The sequence below is a fragment of the Salipaludibacillus aurantiacus genome (assembly GCF_900111295.1).
GTDB classification, from domain to species: Bacteria; Bacillota; Bacilli; order Bacillales; family Salisediminibacteriaceae; genus Salipaludibacillus; species Salipaludibacillus aurantiacus.
In genome coordinates this window covers 164,140-181,009 of sequence record NZ_FOGT01000003.1, presented here as the reverse complement: position 1 = coordinate 181,009, position 16,870 = coordinate 164,140, and the positions used below count along the sequence as shown (strand labels likewise).

Sequence of the window (16,870 nt, the reverse complement as noted above, 5' to 3'; positions counted from 1 at the left end):
CTGGTGAAATAATATAGTCAAGGTGAAATTAGGAGGAAACATTATGGATTTTAAGCAGTACATTACTGTAGTTGAGGATTTTCCAAAAGAAGGAGTGCGTTTTAAAGACATCACGACATTGATGGAAAACGGTGAAGCATACAAGCAGGCAATTGATGAAATGGTAAAGTATGCACAGAATAGAAATATAGATGTCGTAGTTGGCCCTGAAGCGAGAGGGTTTGTAGTTGGCTGTCCAATCGCATATTCTCTTGAGATCGGGTTTGTTCCTGTGCGTAAGGCAGGGAAACTTCCAAGAGAAGTGCTGGAAGTTGATTACGGCCTTGAGTATGGAAAAGACTCGTTAAACATTCACAAAAGTTCAATTAAACCTGGCCAAAGAGTGTTAATTACAGATGACCTTTTAGCAACCGGCGGAACAATTGAAGCAACCATCAAAATGGTGGAAAAACTTGGCGGCATTGTAGCGGGCATTGCTTTTATGATTGAACTCAGTTATTTAGACGGCAGGGATAAGCTTGATGATTACGATGTGTTCAGTTTAATGGAATATTAAGGAGATAGGGGTGCTTAAGAGCACTCCTCCTGCTGTATATTTTAAGTAATAAAAAATGCTATTATTATAAAAAATATGTTATGCTTATTGAAAGTCTTTTCTCCGGAAGAGACCCTTTTTTTATAAACTAATTCGACAAATTTCACGTCGCTTTACAAGACGAATAAATTTATTAATAATAGAGTTAACTTCTAAATTTTTGATATATTTGCTCATTTTTGGAAAAGCGGTTTTTCCAATAAATTTTTAGGATAATTTAGGTGATTCCATGACTAGTGAACAAGTACTAAAAAAAGCAAGTGAATATTTATCCGATAAGGATGTTGCCTTTTTGCGGAAAGCTTATGAGATGGCCGACTATGCCCATAGTGAGCAGTACCGTAAATCCGGTGAGCCTTATATCTGGCATCCGGTTCAAGTAGCGGGCATCCTGGTTGAGCTAGGTATGGATCCTAATACAGTAGCAGCTGCCTTTCTTCATGATGTAGTGGAAGATACAGATATATCACTTGAAGAACTGGATAAGCAGTTCGGTGAAGAAGTAGCCATGCTTGTTGACGGAGTAACGAAACTTGGAAAAATCAAATATAAATCTAAAGAAGAGCAGCAGGCAGAGAATCACCGCAAAATGTTTGTAGCTATGGCCAGAGATATAAGAGTCATCCTTATTAAACTTGCTGACAGGCTTCATAATATGAGGACTTTAAAGCATCTCCCGCCGGAAAAACAAAGACGTATAGCTAATGAGACGCTCGAAATTTTTGCTCCTCTGGCACACCGTCTTGGTATATCCACAATTAAGTGGGAACTGGAAGATACTTCATTACGATATTTAAATCCGCAGCAGTATTACCGTATTGTTAATCTCATGAAGAAAAAGCGGGCTGAACGTGAAGACTATATAGAAGAGGTCCAGAATAAGATTAAGGAACGATTGGAGAATATGAATGTCCAGGCTGAAATTAACGGCCGCGCAAAGCACATTTACAGTATATACCGTAAAATGGTCCTCCAAAATAAACAGTTTAATGAAATATATGACCTCCTTGCGGTAAGGATTATTGTAAAAAGCATTAAAGATTGTTACGCCGTGCTGGGGACCATTCATACTCACTGGAAGCCAATGCCCGGCCGATTTAAAGATTATATTGCCATGCCGAAAGCCAACATGTACCAGTCCCTTCATACGACTGTTATCGGGCCGAAAGGTGATCCTCTTGAAGTGCAAATCCGGTCGGAAGACATGCACAAAGTAGCTGAGTTCGGGGTGGCGGCTCATTGGGCATACAAAGAAGGGAAAACGGTTAATGATTCAGAGTCTTTAGAAACAAAAATGTCCTGGTTCAGGGAAATTCTTGAATGGCAAAATGATGCAAATGATGCCCAGGAATTTATGGAATCACTGAAAATTGATCTGTTTTCCGATATGGTCTTTGTGTTTACACCTAAAGGGGATGTCATCGAGCTTCCAAAAGGGTCAGTGCCTTTAGATTTTGCCTACAGGATTCACACTGAAGTGGGCAACCGCTGTATTGGGTCTAAAGTTAACGGAAAAATGGTCCCCCTCGACCACCAGCTGAAGACAGGGGATATTGTGGAGGTTCTGACTTCAAAGCATTCCTATGGTCCAAGCCAGGACTGGCTTAAGATTACACAAAGCTCTCATGCTAAAAATAAAATTAGACAATGGTTTAAAAAAGAGCGACGTGAAGAAAATGTGGAAAAAGGCCGAGATCAGGTAGAGAAAGAAATTGAAAAAAAAGGTTATCCTCTTAAGGAAGTGCTGACTGCTGAAAATATTGAGCGGGTAGCAGACAAATTCAGTTTCTCTTCGGAAGAAGATATGTACGCGGCTGTAGGGTATAACGGAATTACAGCGGCGCAAATTGTTACGAGACTCACAGATGATATCCGTAAAAAGCAGGACGAAGAACAGGAAACTCAATCACTGTCTGAAGCGGTGGAGGAATTGAAACCCCAGGAAAAAACTGTCAGCAAAACAAGCACCGGAGTGCGTGTTAAAGGGATTGATAACTTGCTGATCCGTTTATCCAGATGCTGTAATCCTGTTCCAGGGGATGATATTGTCGGCTATATTACGAAAGGCCGAGGCGTGTCCATTCACCGGGCAGACTGCCCTAATATTAATAATGAAGAAGCTAATACACGGCTTTTGCCTGTAGAGTGGGAAGGCAATCATCAGAAACCGAAAAATTACAATGTGGATATTGAGATTTCAGGTTATGACCGGAGAGCGCTGCTTAATGATGTTCTACAGGCTGTAGCGGAAACTAAAACAAACATTAATGCGGTTTCGGGAAAATCTGATAAAAATAAGATGGCCACTATTAATATGACCATCTCCATTCAAAATATCTCGCACCTTCAGCGGGTTGTAGACAGAATTAAGCAGATTTCAGATATTTATTCTGTACGGAGAATTATGCATTAACAGAGAGGTAGATCAGTATGAAGGTTGTCGTACAGCGCTCGTTAGAAGCAAAGGTAACTGTAAATGAAGAAGTGGTAGGAGCGATCGACCATGGTCTTGTTCTTCTTGTCGGGATCACCCATGAAGATACTACCGAAGATGCCCATTATACAGCAGATAAAATAGCAAATCTCAGACTTTTTGAAGATGAGAATGAAAAGTTAAATTTATCTGTCCAGGATGTAGGCGGCCAGATTTTGTCGATCTCTCAATTTACTCTTTACGGGGACTGCCGGAAAGGACGCCGTCCAAACTTTATGGCAGCTGCTAAGCCTGAACAGGCAGAAAGCCTTTATGAGGAATTTAACGACCGGCTCAGGGAAGCTCACGGCCTTAAAGTAGAAACAGGGTCTTTCGGTGAAATGATGAATGTTTCATTTACAAATCACGGGCCGGTCACCTTAATTGTGGAAAGTAAATAAAAATGAGTAAATCCCCTTTTTTATGGCTACAATGAAGTTAAAAAGAAGGGGGCTTTACTTATGCGATCAGGATTCAACCATGAAAAATTCACAGCTGCTGAGAGCCGGCTTATGAATCCGGATTTGCATCGGTTTTCAGAAGCTGAACAGGGAGAAAACCTGTTTGAATCAGTCTCAGAAAACGGGTTGTCAATCAGAGACGCCAGAGCCCTGAAGAAAAAGCTCGAACGAAATTAAGAACGGTTCTGTAAATAGAGGTTGACACATTTGAATACAATTCGTATGATAGATTAAAATTCAAGAATTACTTTTCAACACCATTGAGGGAGCACAGTAATAAAGTTTTTCAAAAACAGAGAGGAAATGTCCTGGGCTGGAAGCATTTCTATTTGAACCTTTATGAATGAACACTCCTTAGGTATTTTTTCGAAACCCTTTGAGGCAGTAGGAAAAATCGTAAATCAGGCGTTAACTGATCTAAGTGGAAGCTTTTTATCAGCTTCAATTAGGGTGGCACCACGGGAATTAACTCTCGTCCCTGACAAGTTCAGGGGTGGGGGTTTTTTATATTGTCAAATTTAATTATATAAGCGCTGTTAAAGGGAAATGCGATTAATAATTAACCACAAAGTTTAACAGAGCCTTTATTAAAAAGTATAGATGTCAGGAGGAAACACTATGAAGTATAAAATCCCGCGAGGTACTCAGGATATTCTGCCTTCCGAGTCAAAGAAATGGCAGTATATTGAGCAGAAGGCACATGACCTTTGCAGAAGGTACAATTATAAAGAAATACGTACACCTGTTTTTGAACAGACGGAATTGTTCGCACGGGGAGTGGGCGATACAACTGATATTGTCCAAAAGGAAATGTATACGTTTGAAGACCGGGGAGGGCGCAGCTTAACCCTGCGGCCGGAAGGGACGGCTTCTACGGTGAGGGCATTTGTAGAAAATAAAATGCACGGGTGGGCTGACCAGCCTGTCAAACTTTACTACATAGGGCCGATGTTCAGATATGAACGTCCTCAATCAGGAAGAATGCGGCAGTTTGTCCAGCTCGGAGTAGAAGCAATGGGCAGTGATGACCCGGCGGTGGATGCAGAAGTTATCGGGCTGGCGATGGATTTTTATCAGGAACTTGGTTTAAATAATTTAAAGCTTGTGATTAACAGCCTTGGAGATGTTGAAAGCCGTAACAATCACCGCAATGCGCTTATCGATCACTTTAAGCCGCGTATTTCTGAGTTCTGTGGCGACTGCCAAACGAGGCTGGAGAAAAACCCTCTCAGAATTTTAGATTGCAAAGTAGACAAGGATCACGAGCTAATGAAGACAGCTCCATCAATACTTGATTATCTAAACAATGAGTCAAAAGAGTATTTTAACCAGGTTAAAAAGTATCTCACAGATATGAATATTGCTTATGAAGTGGATTCACGGCTTGTTCGAGGCCTTGATTATTATAATAATACTGCCTTTGAGATTATGATTGACGGAGAAGGCTTTGGAGCCATTACTACCCTTACAGGCGGAGGACGGTATAACGGGCTGGTAGAAGAAATCGGCGGCCCTGCCACTCCTGGTATTGGTTTTGCTTTAAGTCTTGAAAGGCTTTTAATGGCTCTTGAAACTCAGGGAATTGAGCTTCCTGTCGACCAGGGTCTGGACGCTTATATTGTCACGATGGGAGAAGCGGCCAAAAACGCCGCGCCTAAGCTTCTTCACCAGTTAAGAAAAGAAGGACTTAAAGTGGATGCTGATTATATGAAGAAGAAAGTTAAGGGCCAAATGAAAGCGGCCGACCGCCAGCAGGCAGATTATGTATTGATTTTAGGTGAAGATGAATTAGCAGAAAGCAGTGTCATGATGAAAACAATGAAAACCGGGGAGCAGGAACTGGTGCCCCTTAATGAAATAAAAGATAAAATTTTCATAGCTGACTAAGCAGAAGGAAGGGATTAATTGTGAAAGAACGCTCACATGTGTGCGGTAAAATTCAGGAAGAATTAATAGGCCAGACGGTCACACTCCAGGGGTGGGTCAAAAAACGACGTGATCTAGGCCAGGTCATCTTTGTAGATTTACGCGACCGTTCAGGCCACGTTCAGGTGGTATTTAATGGTGAAGAAAACAGAGAAGCCCACCAAGTAGCTGAGAAAGTCAGAAATGAATACGTGATTGAAGTAACAGGCAGCGTGGTAGCAAGGGATGAAGAAAACGTTAATGATAAAATCGCCACTGGTAAAGTGGAAGTCATGGCTGAAGAGATTCACATTTTGAATGCAGCTAAAGGACTCCCGTTTATGATTGAAGATGAAGAAGAGATTTCTGAGGACGTCCGCTTAAAATACCGTTATCTTGATTTACGCCGGCCAAAAATGCATGACACGATGTATACAAGGTACCGCACTACTAAATTGATCCGTGATATTTTAGATGAACAGAACTTCATGGAAGTAGAAACACCTATGCTGACTAAGAGTACTCCTGAAGGGGCGCGTGACTATCTTGTGCCGTCAAGAGTACACCACGGGGAGTTTTATGCTCTGCCCCAGTCTCCTCAGCTTTTTAAACAACTGCTGATGGTTTCAGGCTTTGAGCGTTATTATCAGATTGCACGCTGTTTCAGGGATGAAGATTTAAGAGCTGACCGGCAGCCGGAATTTACTCAAGTGGATATTGAAGCTTCTTTTATGGGAAAAGAGAATTTACTTTCGATGATGGAAGATATGATGGTGAGAATTGTTAAAGAATTAAAAGGTATTGACGTTCCTAAACCTTTTCCAAGACTTACTTACGAAGAAGCTATGAACCGGTTTGGTTCTGATAAGCCGGACACCCGTTACGGGATGGAATTAAAAGATGTCTCTGAACAGGTGGCTGAAAGTGATTTTAAAGTTTTTGCCAATACTGTTAAAAACGGCGGAGTAGTTAAAGGAATTTGTGTAAAAGGAGTGTCAGATCAATATTCCCGAAAAGACCTGGACAGTTTGGGGTCCTTTGTAGAAATCTATGGAGCAAAAGGACTCGCGTGGTTAAAAGTGGAAGAGAATCACACGTTGAAAGGGCCGATAGCCAAATTCTTTGACGAAGATAAAGCTTCAGGGCTAATTGACAGTTTTGAGGCAGAAGCAGGAGATATCCTTTTCTTCGTAGCAGATAAGAAACAGGTCGCCTGGGACGCGTTAGGAGCACTGCGGATTAAATTTGCCAAGGAACTTAACCTTATTAACTATGATGAATTTAACTTCCTGTGGGTCACAGAATTCCCATTACTCTCTTATGATGAAGATGCAGGAAGGTATGTGGCAGAACACCACCCGTTCACCCGGCCGTTAAAAGAAGACCAGGAACTTCTCGAAACCTCTCCTGAAAAAGTAAAAGCAGATGCCTATGACCTTGTGTTGAATGGATATGAACTGGGAGGGGGCTCTCAGCGTATTTTCGAAAGGGAGCTTCAGGAAAAAATGTTTTCAGCTCTCGGCTTCTCTGATGAGGAAGCTAAGAGCCAGTTCGGGTTTTTACTGGATGCCTTTGAGTATGGGACACCGCCTCACGGAGGAATTGCTTTGGGACTTGACCGGCTGGTTATGATTCTGGCTGGAAGAACGAACCTGCGTGAAACGATTGCCTTTCCGAAAACTGCGAGTGCCAGCTGCCTGTTAACAAATGCTCCGAGCAGTGTAAGTGATGCACAGCTTGATGAGTTGAATCTCTCTGTCATACCTAAAAAACAGGAAACCGGTGAATAAATTAAAAAAGTTTTTGAAATAAATTCGTTTATGAAAATGGCCTTCACTTAGGTGACGGCCATTTTTTCTTCTGGTGATTTTCAGAAATAAATGTTAAAATTCTAAAAAAGAGGTTTACTGGAAAAAAAACGGGGAACTAAACAAAATAGATAATATAATAAGTTATCAAAGTCATGACACTGTCATATATTTAGACAAATAATACTTGAAATTCTTTAATTAATTTTGTAATATATAGTTACCGAAAGGTTATCACTTTTAAGAGTCCTATGTTGTACGTCTATACAATACGTTTGAACCAACACTTATACAACGGGAGTTCAACGTCTCGTTTTCTATAACACGCCCTGCTGAAAGAGGCGGGGAAGTTAGAAGAAATGAGCAGAGCACCCACCTGCCAAAGCAGGTTCAAAACAAGGAACGGCAAACACGGGACTCTTAATATTATTATATTAAAAAAACACCTGAGTAAGGTGTTTTTTATTTTTTATGATTTGTTTTTCAAAGGAGTTTTTCATTACTTTTATCGTTTGGCAGATATTTTATTAGTTTTCTCCGGTGGTGAGTTTATTACAGCTTGTCTCATAAGCAAATAAAGGTCTTGGGGAAACGATTTTGATATAGAAAATGGGGCTGGACCACTTGGTCCGCCCCATTTTATTATTTAGCGACTTTTTCTAAATTTCCGTTTTTATCCATCCTGAAAGAAGCAGCAGTTCTGTCGACTCCTTCATCCTCAAGGACAGCCATTTTTCTTGCTCTGTCCATGATCTGTATAATTGACTGGTAATCTTCTTCTACTGAACGGTATTCTTTTTGTAATTGGGCATATGCTTCTTCCAGCTCAACTACTTTGTTCTTGAGCTGTTCATTTTCCTCTTCTAAAATAAAAGATTTTGTACCGTTTTCTCTAAACGTCTGCAAAAACGAGATCACGTCATCCAAGCTAAGCTCTCTTGGTTTGTTCATTGCTCTGTCAACAGCTTCAAAGCTTTTAGAGAACTCCTCCATAAACGAAGGGGCTTTTACCGGCTCTTGTTTAGGCTCAAAACTCTTATATTGAGGCTTTGCCTGCTGGGCCAATTGACGTTTGCGCTGCTTTCTGTGTTTCTTTGCTAGTTTAATTGCATCCTCATATTTATCACGTACCACCGCATTCCATCGGAACCCGCATGCTGCTGATGTCCGGTTTAAGGCGTCGCCCACTTCGTCAAAGGCATTCAGTTGGGTTCCTCCTTCTCGAATATGTCTCAGTACTGTTTCAGCTAATAAAAGGTCATCTTCATGAGACCAGGCATCTTGTCTAACTTTCATTATTTGTCCAATCCTTTCTTTACTAAACTAATTTCTTTATCTATTAAGATGGACAATTAACGCTGAAAGTATACTATTTATTAACGTAACTTCAAATAAAAGAGATTTTATAAATAGATACGCCGGTTTATTTCATGAATTTATAAGAGCTTATTCTCATAGTATTCAGCGGCGGGACGGTACCGGTGATATTCCTGGCTTATCTTCCATTCTCTAAACGAAGCATCGGTAATTGCCGGGCTTCCTGGATAAAGCTCTTTCCACTATTAAGCCTTGTATTGCTTATCCCTGGAAAGATCCGGTAATAGTAAATATTTAGTTGGGCTCAATTTCAAAGGCTTACATTTAAGCATTGAAAAGGTATTTTATTTATCTTTTTCTTTTCTCTGTAAAAAGTAATCAAGCCTCTTCTGTACCGTTTTCTCATAACCGTTAGAGGAAGGAGAATAAAAATTCCGGTTAATGAGGTGGTCAGGCATGTACTGCTGGACAACGTAATGATGCTCATAACTGTGGGGATATAAATATCCTTGGCCATGGCCTAATTTTGATGCACCTTTATAATGAGCATCACGTAAATGGACTGGCACTTCACCTGCTTTCTCTTTTTCTACCGTGTTTAAAGCCTCGTCAATCCCTTTAATTACTGCGTTGCTTTTAGGGGCTGTCGCCAGGTAGAGTGCAGCTTCGGCCAAAGGAATTCTTGCTTCAGGCATACCGATGAACTCTACAGCCTGAAAGGCTGCCTGGGCTATAAGAAGAGCATTAGGATCAGCGAGCCCTACATCTTCAGCTGCATGAACATAAAGACGCCTGGCAATAAATCTGGGGTCTTCACCTGCGTAAATCATTTTCGCAAGCCAGTAAAGAGTCGCATCAGGGTCCGACCCCCGGATACTTTTAATAAAGGCAGAGATCGTATCATAATGATTATCTCCAGCTTTATCATATCTAATCATTCGTTTTTGAATAGATGCTTCCGCCGTTTCAAGGTCTATAAAAATGGTGTCATTCTCATCAGGATCCGTTGTTAAGATAGCAAGCTCAACGGCATTTAATGCTGTACGCGCATCCCCATTTGATATATCCACCATATGGTTAAACGCCTCATCAGCTACCTCTATCTTGTATTTTCCGAATCCGCGTTCCTCGTCTTCTATTGCCTGTTGAATGACACGTTTTACCTCATTATCTGTTAGCGGCTGGAGTCTGAATAGCCTTGACCGTGAAATAAGGGCGGGGTTAACTTCAAACATCGGGTTCTCCGTTGTGGCCCCAATCAGTATCACTGTTCCGTCTTCTACATAAGGAAGCAGGGCATCCTGCTGGCCTTTATTAAACCGGTGAATTTCGTCAATAAATAATACGGTTTTTTCCTGCTCGAATTTTAAACGGTCTTTTGCCTTGCTCACTATTTCTCTCACATCTTTTATGCCAGCTGTTACGGCGTTGAGCTGTTCGAACCTTGCTGAAGTGGAATTGGCGATCACTTTTGCTAACGTCGTTTTGCCTGTGCCGGGAGGACCATGGAAGATCATCGGTGTCAGTCTGTCTGCTTCTATTGCTCTTCTCAGTAAAGTGCCTTTTCCAATAATCTCTTCCTGGCCGATTACCTCGTCTATTGTCCTCGGCCGCATCCTTGCAGCAAGAGGTCCTTTTGGCTGATCTTTATTAGAGTAATTAAATAAATCCACATACATACCACCTTTACACGCTGTTTCAATTTAGTTAATATATTTGCAATTTACAACAAAGCTCGATAAAATGCTAATGGTTTAAATTGATTTGTGCTTAATCCTTGATAGATATGGAACAGATGACCATTTTCTATGCTATAATGTATCTGTGATAACTACAAGACAGGATGTAAGACAGCGGCGGAAGGACTGAGAAGGGGATGGATCTGATAAAGGGGATTGGAACAGAAACGCCTTGGTTTCGGTGGGGCGTTTTTCTCATTGGACTAATGATTATGAGCTTTGGGATTTCTTTAATGATAACTGCAGATTTAGGGAGCGCTCCCTGGGATGTGCTGCATATCGGGCTGGTTAACCACTTTGGTTTGACAGTGGGCAGCTGGACAATCATTATGGGTTTTTTGCTTTTAGCCTTATCTGTGCTGCTGACAAAAGAATGGCCTAAACTCGGCGCCTATTTAAATATGGTTTTCGTAGGGATCTTTGTTGATCTGTTCTTATTTATAATGCAGACACCCCCTTCATTAGCAGCAAAGAGCATCATGCTGTTTACAGGCATACTGATTATGGGATTTGGTATCGGTGTATATATATCCCCTCGTTGCGGAGCAGGTCCGAGAGACAGTGTAATGCTGGCTCTTTCTCAAAAAACAGGCGCCTCAGTGGCTAGAGTAAGAGTATATATGGAAATACTTGTATTAGTTGCGGGCTGGCTGCTGGGAGGTCCGATATTCGTAGGGACAATACTTTTCAGTCTGTTGATAGGCCATGTGACAGGTTTTTCATTAACAGTGTGTCAGCAATGGATAGATAGAAGAATGGAAAGAGGGATGAACGTTGAAAATATCAACTAAAGGCCGATATGGATTAACAATTATGATAGCTTTAGCTAAAAAACATGGGGAGGGTCCAACTTCCCTTAAATCTATTGCAAAGGACCATAATTTATCCGAGCATTATTTAGAGCAGCTGATCGCGCCTCTTAGAAATGCCCAACTTGTAAAAAGTGTACGCGGGGCATACGGCGGCTATATGCTTGGAAAAGATCCGGAAGAAATTACAGCTGGTGATATTATTCGTGTCCTTGAGGGGCCTATTACGCCTGTAGAGATTATCGATGATGAAGAACCGGCTAAACGGGATTTATGGATTAAAATCCGCGATGCCGTAAAAGACGTCCTTGATTCCACCACATTGGAATATTTAGCTAACTATAAAGACAAAGGCGACCAGGAATACTATATGTTTTATATCTAAGGACTATAAAGGTGTGAACTAATAATGGAAAGAATATATTTGGATCATGCTGCTACCTCTCCTGTTCATCCTGATGTTTTTGAGGAGATGAAACCTTATTATGAAGCTTTTTTCGGCAATCCTTCCAGCATCCATCAGTTTGGAAGAGAAGCACGGAGAGGGCTGGATGAAGCAAGAGATTATATTGCAGGGACGATCGGCGCCTCCTTTGAAGAGATTATTTTTACGAGTGGGGGGACTGAGGCTGATAATCTGGCCATTATAGGTTATGCGACAGCCCATAAGGATGAAGGAAATCACCTTGTCACTACAAAAATCGAACACCATGGTGTGCTGCATGCTTTCGAGTACCTTGAAAAACAAGGTTTTAAGGTGACGTATTTAGAGGCTGATGAGACAGGCCTGATATCATCGGAAGATGTAGCAAGATCGTTAACAGATAATACCATTCTTGTGTCAGTAATGTTCGGTAATAATGAGACTGGTGCCATCCAGCCTGTCAAAGATATAGGCAATGTTTTAAAAGATCACAAGGCAGTTTTCCATACTGATGCTGTACAGGCTCTTGGCATGGAAGCGCTTGATGTAAATGAACTGGGAGTGGACTTTTTGGCAGCTTCCGGCCACAAAATCAATGGCCCGAACGGAACCGGTTTTTTATATGCCCGGAAAGGCCTGACGTTTTCTCCGATGCTTTATGGAGGAGAACAGGAAAGAAAACGACGGGCAGGGACAGAAAATGTACCTGCTATTGCAGGAATGAAAAAAGCATTAGAATTAATCATTAGTGAACGGGCCTCCCGAAATGAGGAATACAGAAAATTTCGGGAGCTGATGCTTGGAGTTTTTAATAAAGCAGGCATTGATTATCAAGTGAACGGGCCTGAGAGCGGCGGACTTGCCCATATATTAAATGTGAGCTTTCCTGATGTAAATGTGGAAGCTATGTTAATGAATTTAGATTTGGAAGGGGTTGCTGCTTCAAGCGGTTCCGCCTGTACAGCAGGTTCCATTGACCCTTCCCATGTCCTTACTGCTATGTTTGAGGATGAACGCCGCAGCCACTCTGCAATCAGGTTCAGCTTTGGATACGGCAATACAGCCAGCCAGGTCGAAAAGGCTGCTGAAATCGCTGTTAAAATTGTCAGAAGGCTGTCTGGCAGATAAGAAAAATAAAGGAGGTGAGTGGGATGAATACTCACATGAGCGATAAACGAAAAGAAGATATCCGGGTAGTTGTCGGTATGTCAGGAGGCGTAGACTCCTCTGTCACAGCTCATCTCTTAAAAGAAGAAGGCTATCAGGTAATAGGGATCTTTATGAAAAACTGGGATGATACGGATGAAAGCGGAATGTGTACTGCCACCGAAGATTATAACGATGTGATACGTGTCTGCAACCAGTTGGATATTCCGTATTTCGCGGTTAATTTTGAAAAACAGTACTGGGATAAAGTCTTCACATACTTTTTAGAGGAATATAAAGCAGGAAGAACACCTAACCCGGATGTGATGTGCAACAAAGAGATTAAATTTAAAGCGTTTCTTGATCATGCCATGTCGCTCGGAGCCGATTACGTGGCCACCGGGCATTATGCCCGAGTCAGGAATGTTAACGGTAAAGTGGAGCTGCTGAGAGGAATTGACAAAAATAAAGATCAGACTTATTTCCTGAATGCGTTGAGCCAGGAGCAGCTTCAAAACGTTATGTTCCCTCTCGGTGAAATTGAAAAACCGCGTGTCAGAGAAATTGCCCGGGAAGCAGGCTTGGCTACAGCCTCTAAAAAAGACAGTACAGGCATCTGTTTTATAGGGGAAAGAAACTTTAAAGAATTTTTAAGTGAATATTTGCCTGCTCAACCTGGGGAAATGCAGACACTTGACGGAGAGGTTAAGGGAACGCACGACGGGTTAATGTATTACACTCTCGGACAACGACAGGGCCTTGGAATTGGCGGAGCAGGTGAACCTTGGTTTGTTGTTGGGAAGAACCTTGAGAAAAATGTGCTGCTCGTAGGACAAGGGTTTCATCATCCGGAGTTATATTCTGATGGGCTGATAGCTGAAGGCGTGAACTGGATTTCAGGAGATCAGCCTGAAAGGCCGTTTAAATGTACAGCTAAGTTCCGTTACCGTCAGGAAGACCACGGGGTAGAAGTTGAGCCGTTAGAAAATGGAAAAGTGAAAGTCCGCTTCGATGAACCGGAACGAGCGGTCACACCAGGACAATCTGTCGTCTTTTATGATGGTGAAGTCTGTCTGGGCGGTGCGACAATTGAGGAAGTAATTAAGGACTGAGGCAGTAAAGTCAGTCCTTTTCTTTTTTTAGCAAAACACAACGATAAAAATTTTAATAAGGAGAGAGGGAATATGGACCGTAATCAAAAAGCAGTAAAAGAAATGCAGGAAGGAAATATTGAAGAAGCAGCGAAATTACTAAATGAAGCAATCGAAGAAAATCCTAAAGATGCCGTGGCTTTTACAAATTTCGGCAATCTGCTGTCTGCTGTCGGCGAGGAAGACAGAGCGATCGTCTTTTATGATAAAGCTATAGAATTAGATGAAAGCCTTGCAACAGCCTATTATGGAAAAGGGAATGTGTTCTTTAATAAGGATAGCTTTAAAGAAGCAGTTGACCTTTATCAGGAAGCTATTGTCCGAGGGCTGCACGAAGGTGATGTGTATTATATGACCGGTATGAGCTATTACCAGCTCGGTGATTTCCTGCGCTCGCTGCCGAGTTTAAGCCGTGCAATTGAGCTGAATCCGGACGATAAAGATGCCCGCTTCCATTATGGTATGTGCCTGGCTCAAACGGAACAAATAGATGAAGCGGTAGAGCAGTTTGAAAAAGTCCTTGAGCAGGATGAGAATCATGCTGACAGTTATTTTAACCTTGGGGTCGCTTACGCATTTAAAGATGATGCCCATAAAGCTTTAAGCATGTTTAACAAAGCATTAAAGATCCAGCCTGAACATGCACTCGCTGCAAATGGAAAAAAACAAATGGAAGAGATTCTTGGGCAGGAAGATTAAAAAGAAGGTGACGATATGACTCAGCCAAATGAAGAAAGTAAAGATTATATCAAGGGAGAACTTCTTCATTTGATTTTTCATAACGAGGAGTCTCTGTACACCGTAGCGAAAATACGGGTTAACCAGTCTTCTGAGAAACTTGAGGATAAAGAAGTGACCGTCGTAGGGATGATGACGGAACCTGAAAAGGACGTTACTTATATGTTTACCGGGCAGTTTTCAGATCATCCCAGGTTCGGCAGGCAATATAAATTCGACCAGTTTCAGAAAGTAATTCCAGAAACAGAGCAGGGGATTATACTTTATTTGTCCAGCGACCGGTTTCCGGGGATTGGAAAAAAAACTGCAGAAATGATTGTTAATGAACTTGGGATCAACTGTATTTCTGTCATATTAGAAAATCCGTCAGTACTGGAAAGTGTGCCTAAGCTTAAACAGGAAAAAGCTTCACATGTTTATAAAACCCTTTTGGAAGACCAGGGAATTGAACAAGTTCTGTTAAAGCTGTATAAATACGGATTCGGGATTCAGCTCGCCATGAAAGTGTATAAAGCTTATCAGGTCGAAGCCTTGGAGATTATCAGTTCCAACCCGTACAAAATGGTCGAAGATATAGAGGGGATAGGATTTGCTAAAGCCGACTTAATAGGAAAAAAACAAGGTCTGACAGGTAATCATCCTGACCGTTTGAAAGCGGCGGTCCTGTTCGTTCTTCAGGAACAATCGCTTAGTGAAGGCCATGTCTTTGCTCTTAATGAAACTGTTGTATCAGAGGCAAAAATGTTACTTGAGAAAGATTCAGGAGATGAGATTTCCCCGTTAGACATTGCAGACCAGGTCATTGCACTCGGCGAAGAAGGTAAGATAATTGTAGAAAAAGAGAAAATGTATTTACCTTCCTTGTATTTTGCTGAACAAGGGATTGCCACTAATTTAAACAGGCTGATGGCCTCTAAAAATGAGTTAGATGAATACCCTGAATCGGAATTCCTAAAAGCGCTGGGCGAAGTGGAAGAAGAACTGGGAATCAGTTATGCGCCATCCCAGAAAGAAGGAATTCAGGAGGCTCTCCATTCTCCTTTAATGATTTTAACAGGAGGTCCGGGAACTGGTAAGACGACTGTTATTAAAGGTCTTATTGAAGTATTCGCCATACTTAAAGGCGTTTCCGTCAGTCCAGATGATTATAAAAACAAGAAAAAGCCCTTTCCTATCGTGATGGCTGCTCCAACTGGGAGAGCGGCTAAACGAATGAGCGAATCTACTGGCCTCCCTTCTTCCACTATTCACAGAATGCTGGGTTATAAAGGTGAAGGAAACGGTTATTTTGAAAAAGATGAAGATGAACAGATAGACGGGGATGTGCTTATTATTGATGAAATGTCTATGGTCGATACATGGCTGGCCAACCAATTATTTAAAGCGGTCCCGGATAATATGCAGGTCATCTTTGTAGGGGATGAAGATCAGCTTCCGTCTGTTGGTCCAGGTCAAGTTTTCTCTGATTTGCTTGAATCGGGTGCAGTTCCTGCTGTTCGTCTTACAGATATTTACCGTCAGTCTGAAGGATCTAAAATCATTGAATTCTCGCACCAGATTAAGGATGGGGAGCTTCCGGCATCAGTCGACCAGCAAAGCAGAGACTTACGCTTTTTTCCGTGCGGGCCTGACAAAGTGCCTGAAGCAGTAAAACAAATTTGTGAGCGTGCAATGACTAAAGGGTTTACAGCGAGAGATATTCAAGTTCTGGCGCCTATGTACCGGGGAGTGGCGGGTGTAGAGAACCTGAATGACATACTCCAGACATTGTTTAATCCTAAATCAGACCAAAGAAGAGAAGTTCCGTTTGGAAACGTCGTTTACAGAACCGGCGATATGGTGCTTCAACTCGTAAATAATCCGGAAGATAATGTGTTTAACGGCGACAGAGGGGAAATTGTCTCAATAAAAACAGAAAGAGAAACATCTGAAAAACAGCTGGAAATTATCATTTCCTTTGACGGGCTGGAAGTCACCTATACGAAGCCTGATCTCACGCAAATTACCCATGCTTATTGCTGTTCCATTCATAAGTCACAGGGAAGTGAATTTCCGATTGTCATTATGCCGGTCGTTAAAAGCTACTACCGGATGTTAAGAAAAAAACTGATTTACACGGGTGTGACCCGTGCTAAAAACTTTCTGCTTCTTTGCGGTGACTGGAAAGCGTTGGAGATAGCGGTCGAATCCAATCGTGAAGAGATCCGTCAAACGACTCTGAAGGAGAAATTAATTAATGGACTGGAAAAGGAAAATACGAATGAATCAGCGGGTGCTGCGAAAGACTAAGAATGTTCGGAGGGA

At 41.8% G+C, this 16,870-nt stretch carries 14 protein-coding genes, 1 other RNA gene and 1 other annotated feature; of the genes, 13 read left to right on the top strand and 2 right to left on the bottom strand.

Annotated elements, in window-relative coordinates; genetic code table 11:
- Positions 1-43: 43 nt before the first annotated feature.
- The 7 genes from BMW59_RS04755 to ssrS all read left to right on the top strand — a co-directional run bounded on the left by BMW59_RS04755 (position 44) and on the right by ssrS (position 7,664).
- Positions 44-556 (top strand): adenine phosphoribosyltransferase, encoded by a 513-nt coding sequence (locus BMW59_RS04755; protein ID WP_093048038.1) that lies wholly within the window; start codon positions 44-46, stop codon positions 554-556.
- A 268-nt stretch (positions 557-824) separates the two neighbouring features.
- On the top strand, positions 825-3,008 hold the full coding sequence (locus BMW59_RS04750) for a RelA/SpoT family protein (RefSeq protein WP_093048036.1): 2,184 nt from the start codon (positions 825-827) through the stop codon (positions 3,006-3,008).
- 17 nt (positions 3,009-3,025) lie between these two features.
- Positions 3,026-3,469, top strand: coding sequence for a D-aminoacyl-tRNA deacylase (dtd, locus tag BMW59_RS04745; RefSeq protein WP_093048028.1), 444 nt, complete (start codon positions 3,026-3,028; stop codon positions 3,467-3,469).
- A 60-nt stretch (positions 3,470-3,529) separates the two neighbouring features.
- The gene (locus BMW59_RS21530) at positions 3,530-3,706 is read left to right on the top strand and encodes a hypothetical protein (RefSeq protein WP_177174184.1); all 177 of its coding nucleotides are present in this window, start codon (positions 3,530-3,532) and stop codon (positions 3,704-3,706) included.
- A gap of 74 nt (positions 3,707-3,780) precedes the next feature.
- Positions 3,781-4,012 (top strand) — a binding site (T-box leader).
- Between the two features lie 135 nt (positions 4,013-4,147).
- Positions 4,148-5,416: a histidine--tRNA ligase gene (gene hisS, locus BMW59_RS04740; RefSeq protein ID WP_093048026.1), complete on the top strand. Its 1,269-nt coding sequence runs from the start codon at positions 4,148-4,150 to the stop codon at positions 5,414-5,416.
- 20 nt (positions 5,417-5,436) lie between these two features.
- Complete coding sequence (aspS, locus tag BMW59_RS04735; RefSeq protein WP_093048024.1) at positions 5,437-7,224, top strand: aspartate--tRNA ligase; 1,788 nt, start codon at positions 5,437-5,439, stop codon at positions 7,222-7,224.
- Positions 7,225-7,485: 261 nt separating this feature from the next.
- A non-coding RNA gene (gene ssrS / locus BMW59_RS04730) (6S RNA) lies at positions 7,486-7,664 on the top strand.
- A gap of 220 nt (positions 7,665-7,884) precedes the next feature.
- Here the strand turns inward: ssrS and BMW59_RS04725 are convergent.
- Together BMW59_RS04725 and BMW59_RS04720 are read right to left on the bottom strand one after the other, a co-directional pair.
- Positions 7,885-8,538, bottom strand: a complete 654-nt coding sequence (locus BMW59_RS04725) for an RsfA family transcriptional regulator (protein WP_093048022.1) — start codon at positions 8,536-8,538, stop codon at positions 7,885-7,887.
- Between the two features lie 365 nt (positions 8,539-8,903).
- Positions 8,904-10,232 (bottom strand): AAA family ATPase, encoded by a 1,329-nt coding sequence (locus BMW59_RS04720; RefSeq protein ID WP_177174183.1) that lies wholly within the window; start codon positions 10,230-10,232, stop codon positions 8,904-8,906.
- 203 nt (positions 10,233-10,435) lie between these two features.
- On the opposite strand from BMW59_RS04720, the gene BMW59_RS04715 reads away from it, so the two are divergent.
- The 6 genes from BMW59_RS04715 to recD2 all read left to right on the top strand — a co-directional run bounded on the left by BMW59_RS04715 (position 10,436) and on the right by recD2 (position 16,855).
- Entirely contained in the window at positions 10,436-11,089 is a 654-nt protein-coding gene (locus BMW59_RS04715) for a YczE/YyaS/YitT family protein (RefSeq protein WP_093048018.1), read from the top strand.
- The gene (gene cymR, locus BMW59_RS04710) at positions 11,073-11,492 is read left to right on the top strand and encodes a cysteine metabolism transcriptional regulator CymR (RefSeq protein WP_093048011.1); all 420 of its coding nucleotides are present in this window, start codon (positions 11,073-11,075) and stop codon (positions 11,490-11,492) included. Before BMW59_RS04715 ends, cymR begins: the two co-directional genes overlap by 17 nt.
- A 24-nt stretch (positions 11,493-11,516) precedes the next feature.
- A complete protein-coding gene (locus tag BMW59_RS04705; RefSeq protein WP_093048010.1) occupies positions 11,517-12,659 on the top strand; it encodes a cysteine desulfurase family protein in 1,143 nt (380 codons plus the stop codon).
- A 23-nt stretch (positions 12,660-12,682) separates the two neighbouring features.
- Positions 12,683-13,789 (top strand): tRNA 2-thiouridine(34) synthase MnmA, encoded by a 1,107-nt coding sequence (mnmA, locus tag BMW59_RS04700; protein ID WP_245732947.1) that lies wholly within the window; start codon positions 12,683-12,685, stop codon positions 13,787-13,789.
- A gap of 72 nt (positions 13,790-13,861) precedes the next feature.
- Complete coding sequence (locus BMW59_RS04695; RefSeq protein ID WP_093048009.1) at positions 13,862-14,527, top strand: tetratricopeptide repeat protein; 666 nt, start codon at positions 13,862-13,864, stop codon at positions 14,525-14,527.
- Between the two features lie 15 nt (positions 14,528-14,542).
- The gene (recD2, locus tag BMW59_RS04690; protein ID WP_093048008.1) at positions 14,543-16,855 is read left to right on the top strand and encodes an SF1B family DNA helicase RecD2; all 2,313 of its coding nucleotides are present in this window, start codon (positions 14,543-14,545) and stop codon (positions 16,853-16,855) included.
- The last annotated feature ends 15 nt before the right edge of the window (positions 16,856-16,870 follow it).

Bases quoted from the DNA above. Each gene is read 5' to 3' on its own strand.
- BMW59_RS04755 (WP_093048038.1), top strand. From the start codon at position 44: ATGGATTTTAAGCAGTACATTACTGTAGTTGAGGATTTTCCAAAAGAA.
- BMW59_RS04750 (WP_093048036.1), top strand. From the start codon at position 825: ATGACTAGTGAACAAGTACTAAAAAAAGCAAGTGAATATTTATCCGAT.
- dtd (WP_093048028.1), top strand. From the start codon at position 3,026: ATGAAGGTTGTCGTACAGCGCTCGTTAGAAGCAAAGGTAACTGTAAAT.
- BMW59_RS21530 (WP_177174184.1), top strand. From the start codon at position 3,530: ATGCGATCAGGATTCAACCATGAAAAATTCACAGCTGCTGAGAGCCGG.
- hisS (WP_093048026.1), top strand. From the start codon at position 4,148: ATGAAGTATAAAATCCCGCGAGGTACTCAGGATATTCTGCCTTCCGAG.
- BMW59_RS04725 (WP_093048022.1), bottom strand. From the start codon at position 8,538: ATGAAAGTTAGACAAGATGCCTGGTCTCATGAAGATGACCTTTTATTA.
- BMW59_RS04715 (WP_093048018.1), top strand. From the start codon at position 10,436: ATGGATCTGATAAAGGGGATTGGAACAGAAACGCCTTGGTTTCGGTGG.
- BMW59_RS04705 (WP_093048010.1), top strand. From the start codon at position 11,517: ATGGAAAGAATATATTTGGATCATGCTGCTACCTCTCCTGTTCATCCT.
- mnmA (WP_245732947.1), top strand. From the start codon at position 12,683: ATGAATACTCACATGAGCGATAAACGAAAAGAAGATATCCGGGTAGTT.
- BMW59_RS04695 (WP_093048009.1), top strand. From the start codon at position 13,862: ATGGACCGTAATCAAAAAGCAGTAAAAGAAATGCAGGAAGGAAATATT.
- recD2 (WP_093048008.1), top strand. From the start codon at position 14,543: ATGACTCAGCCAAATGAAGAAAGTAAAGATTATATCAAGGGAGAACTT.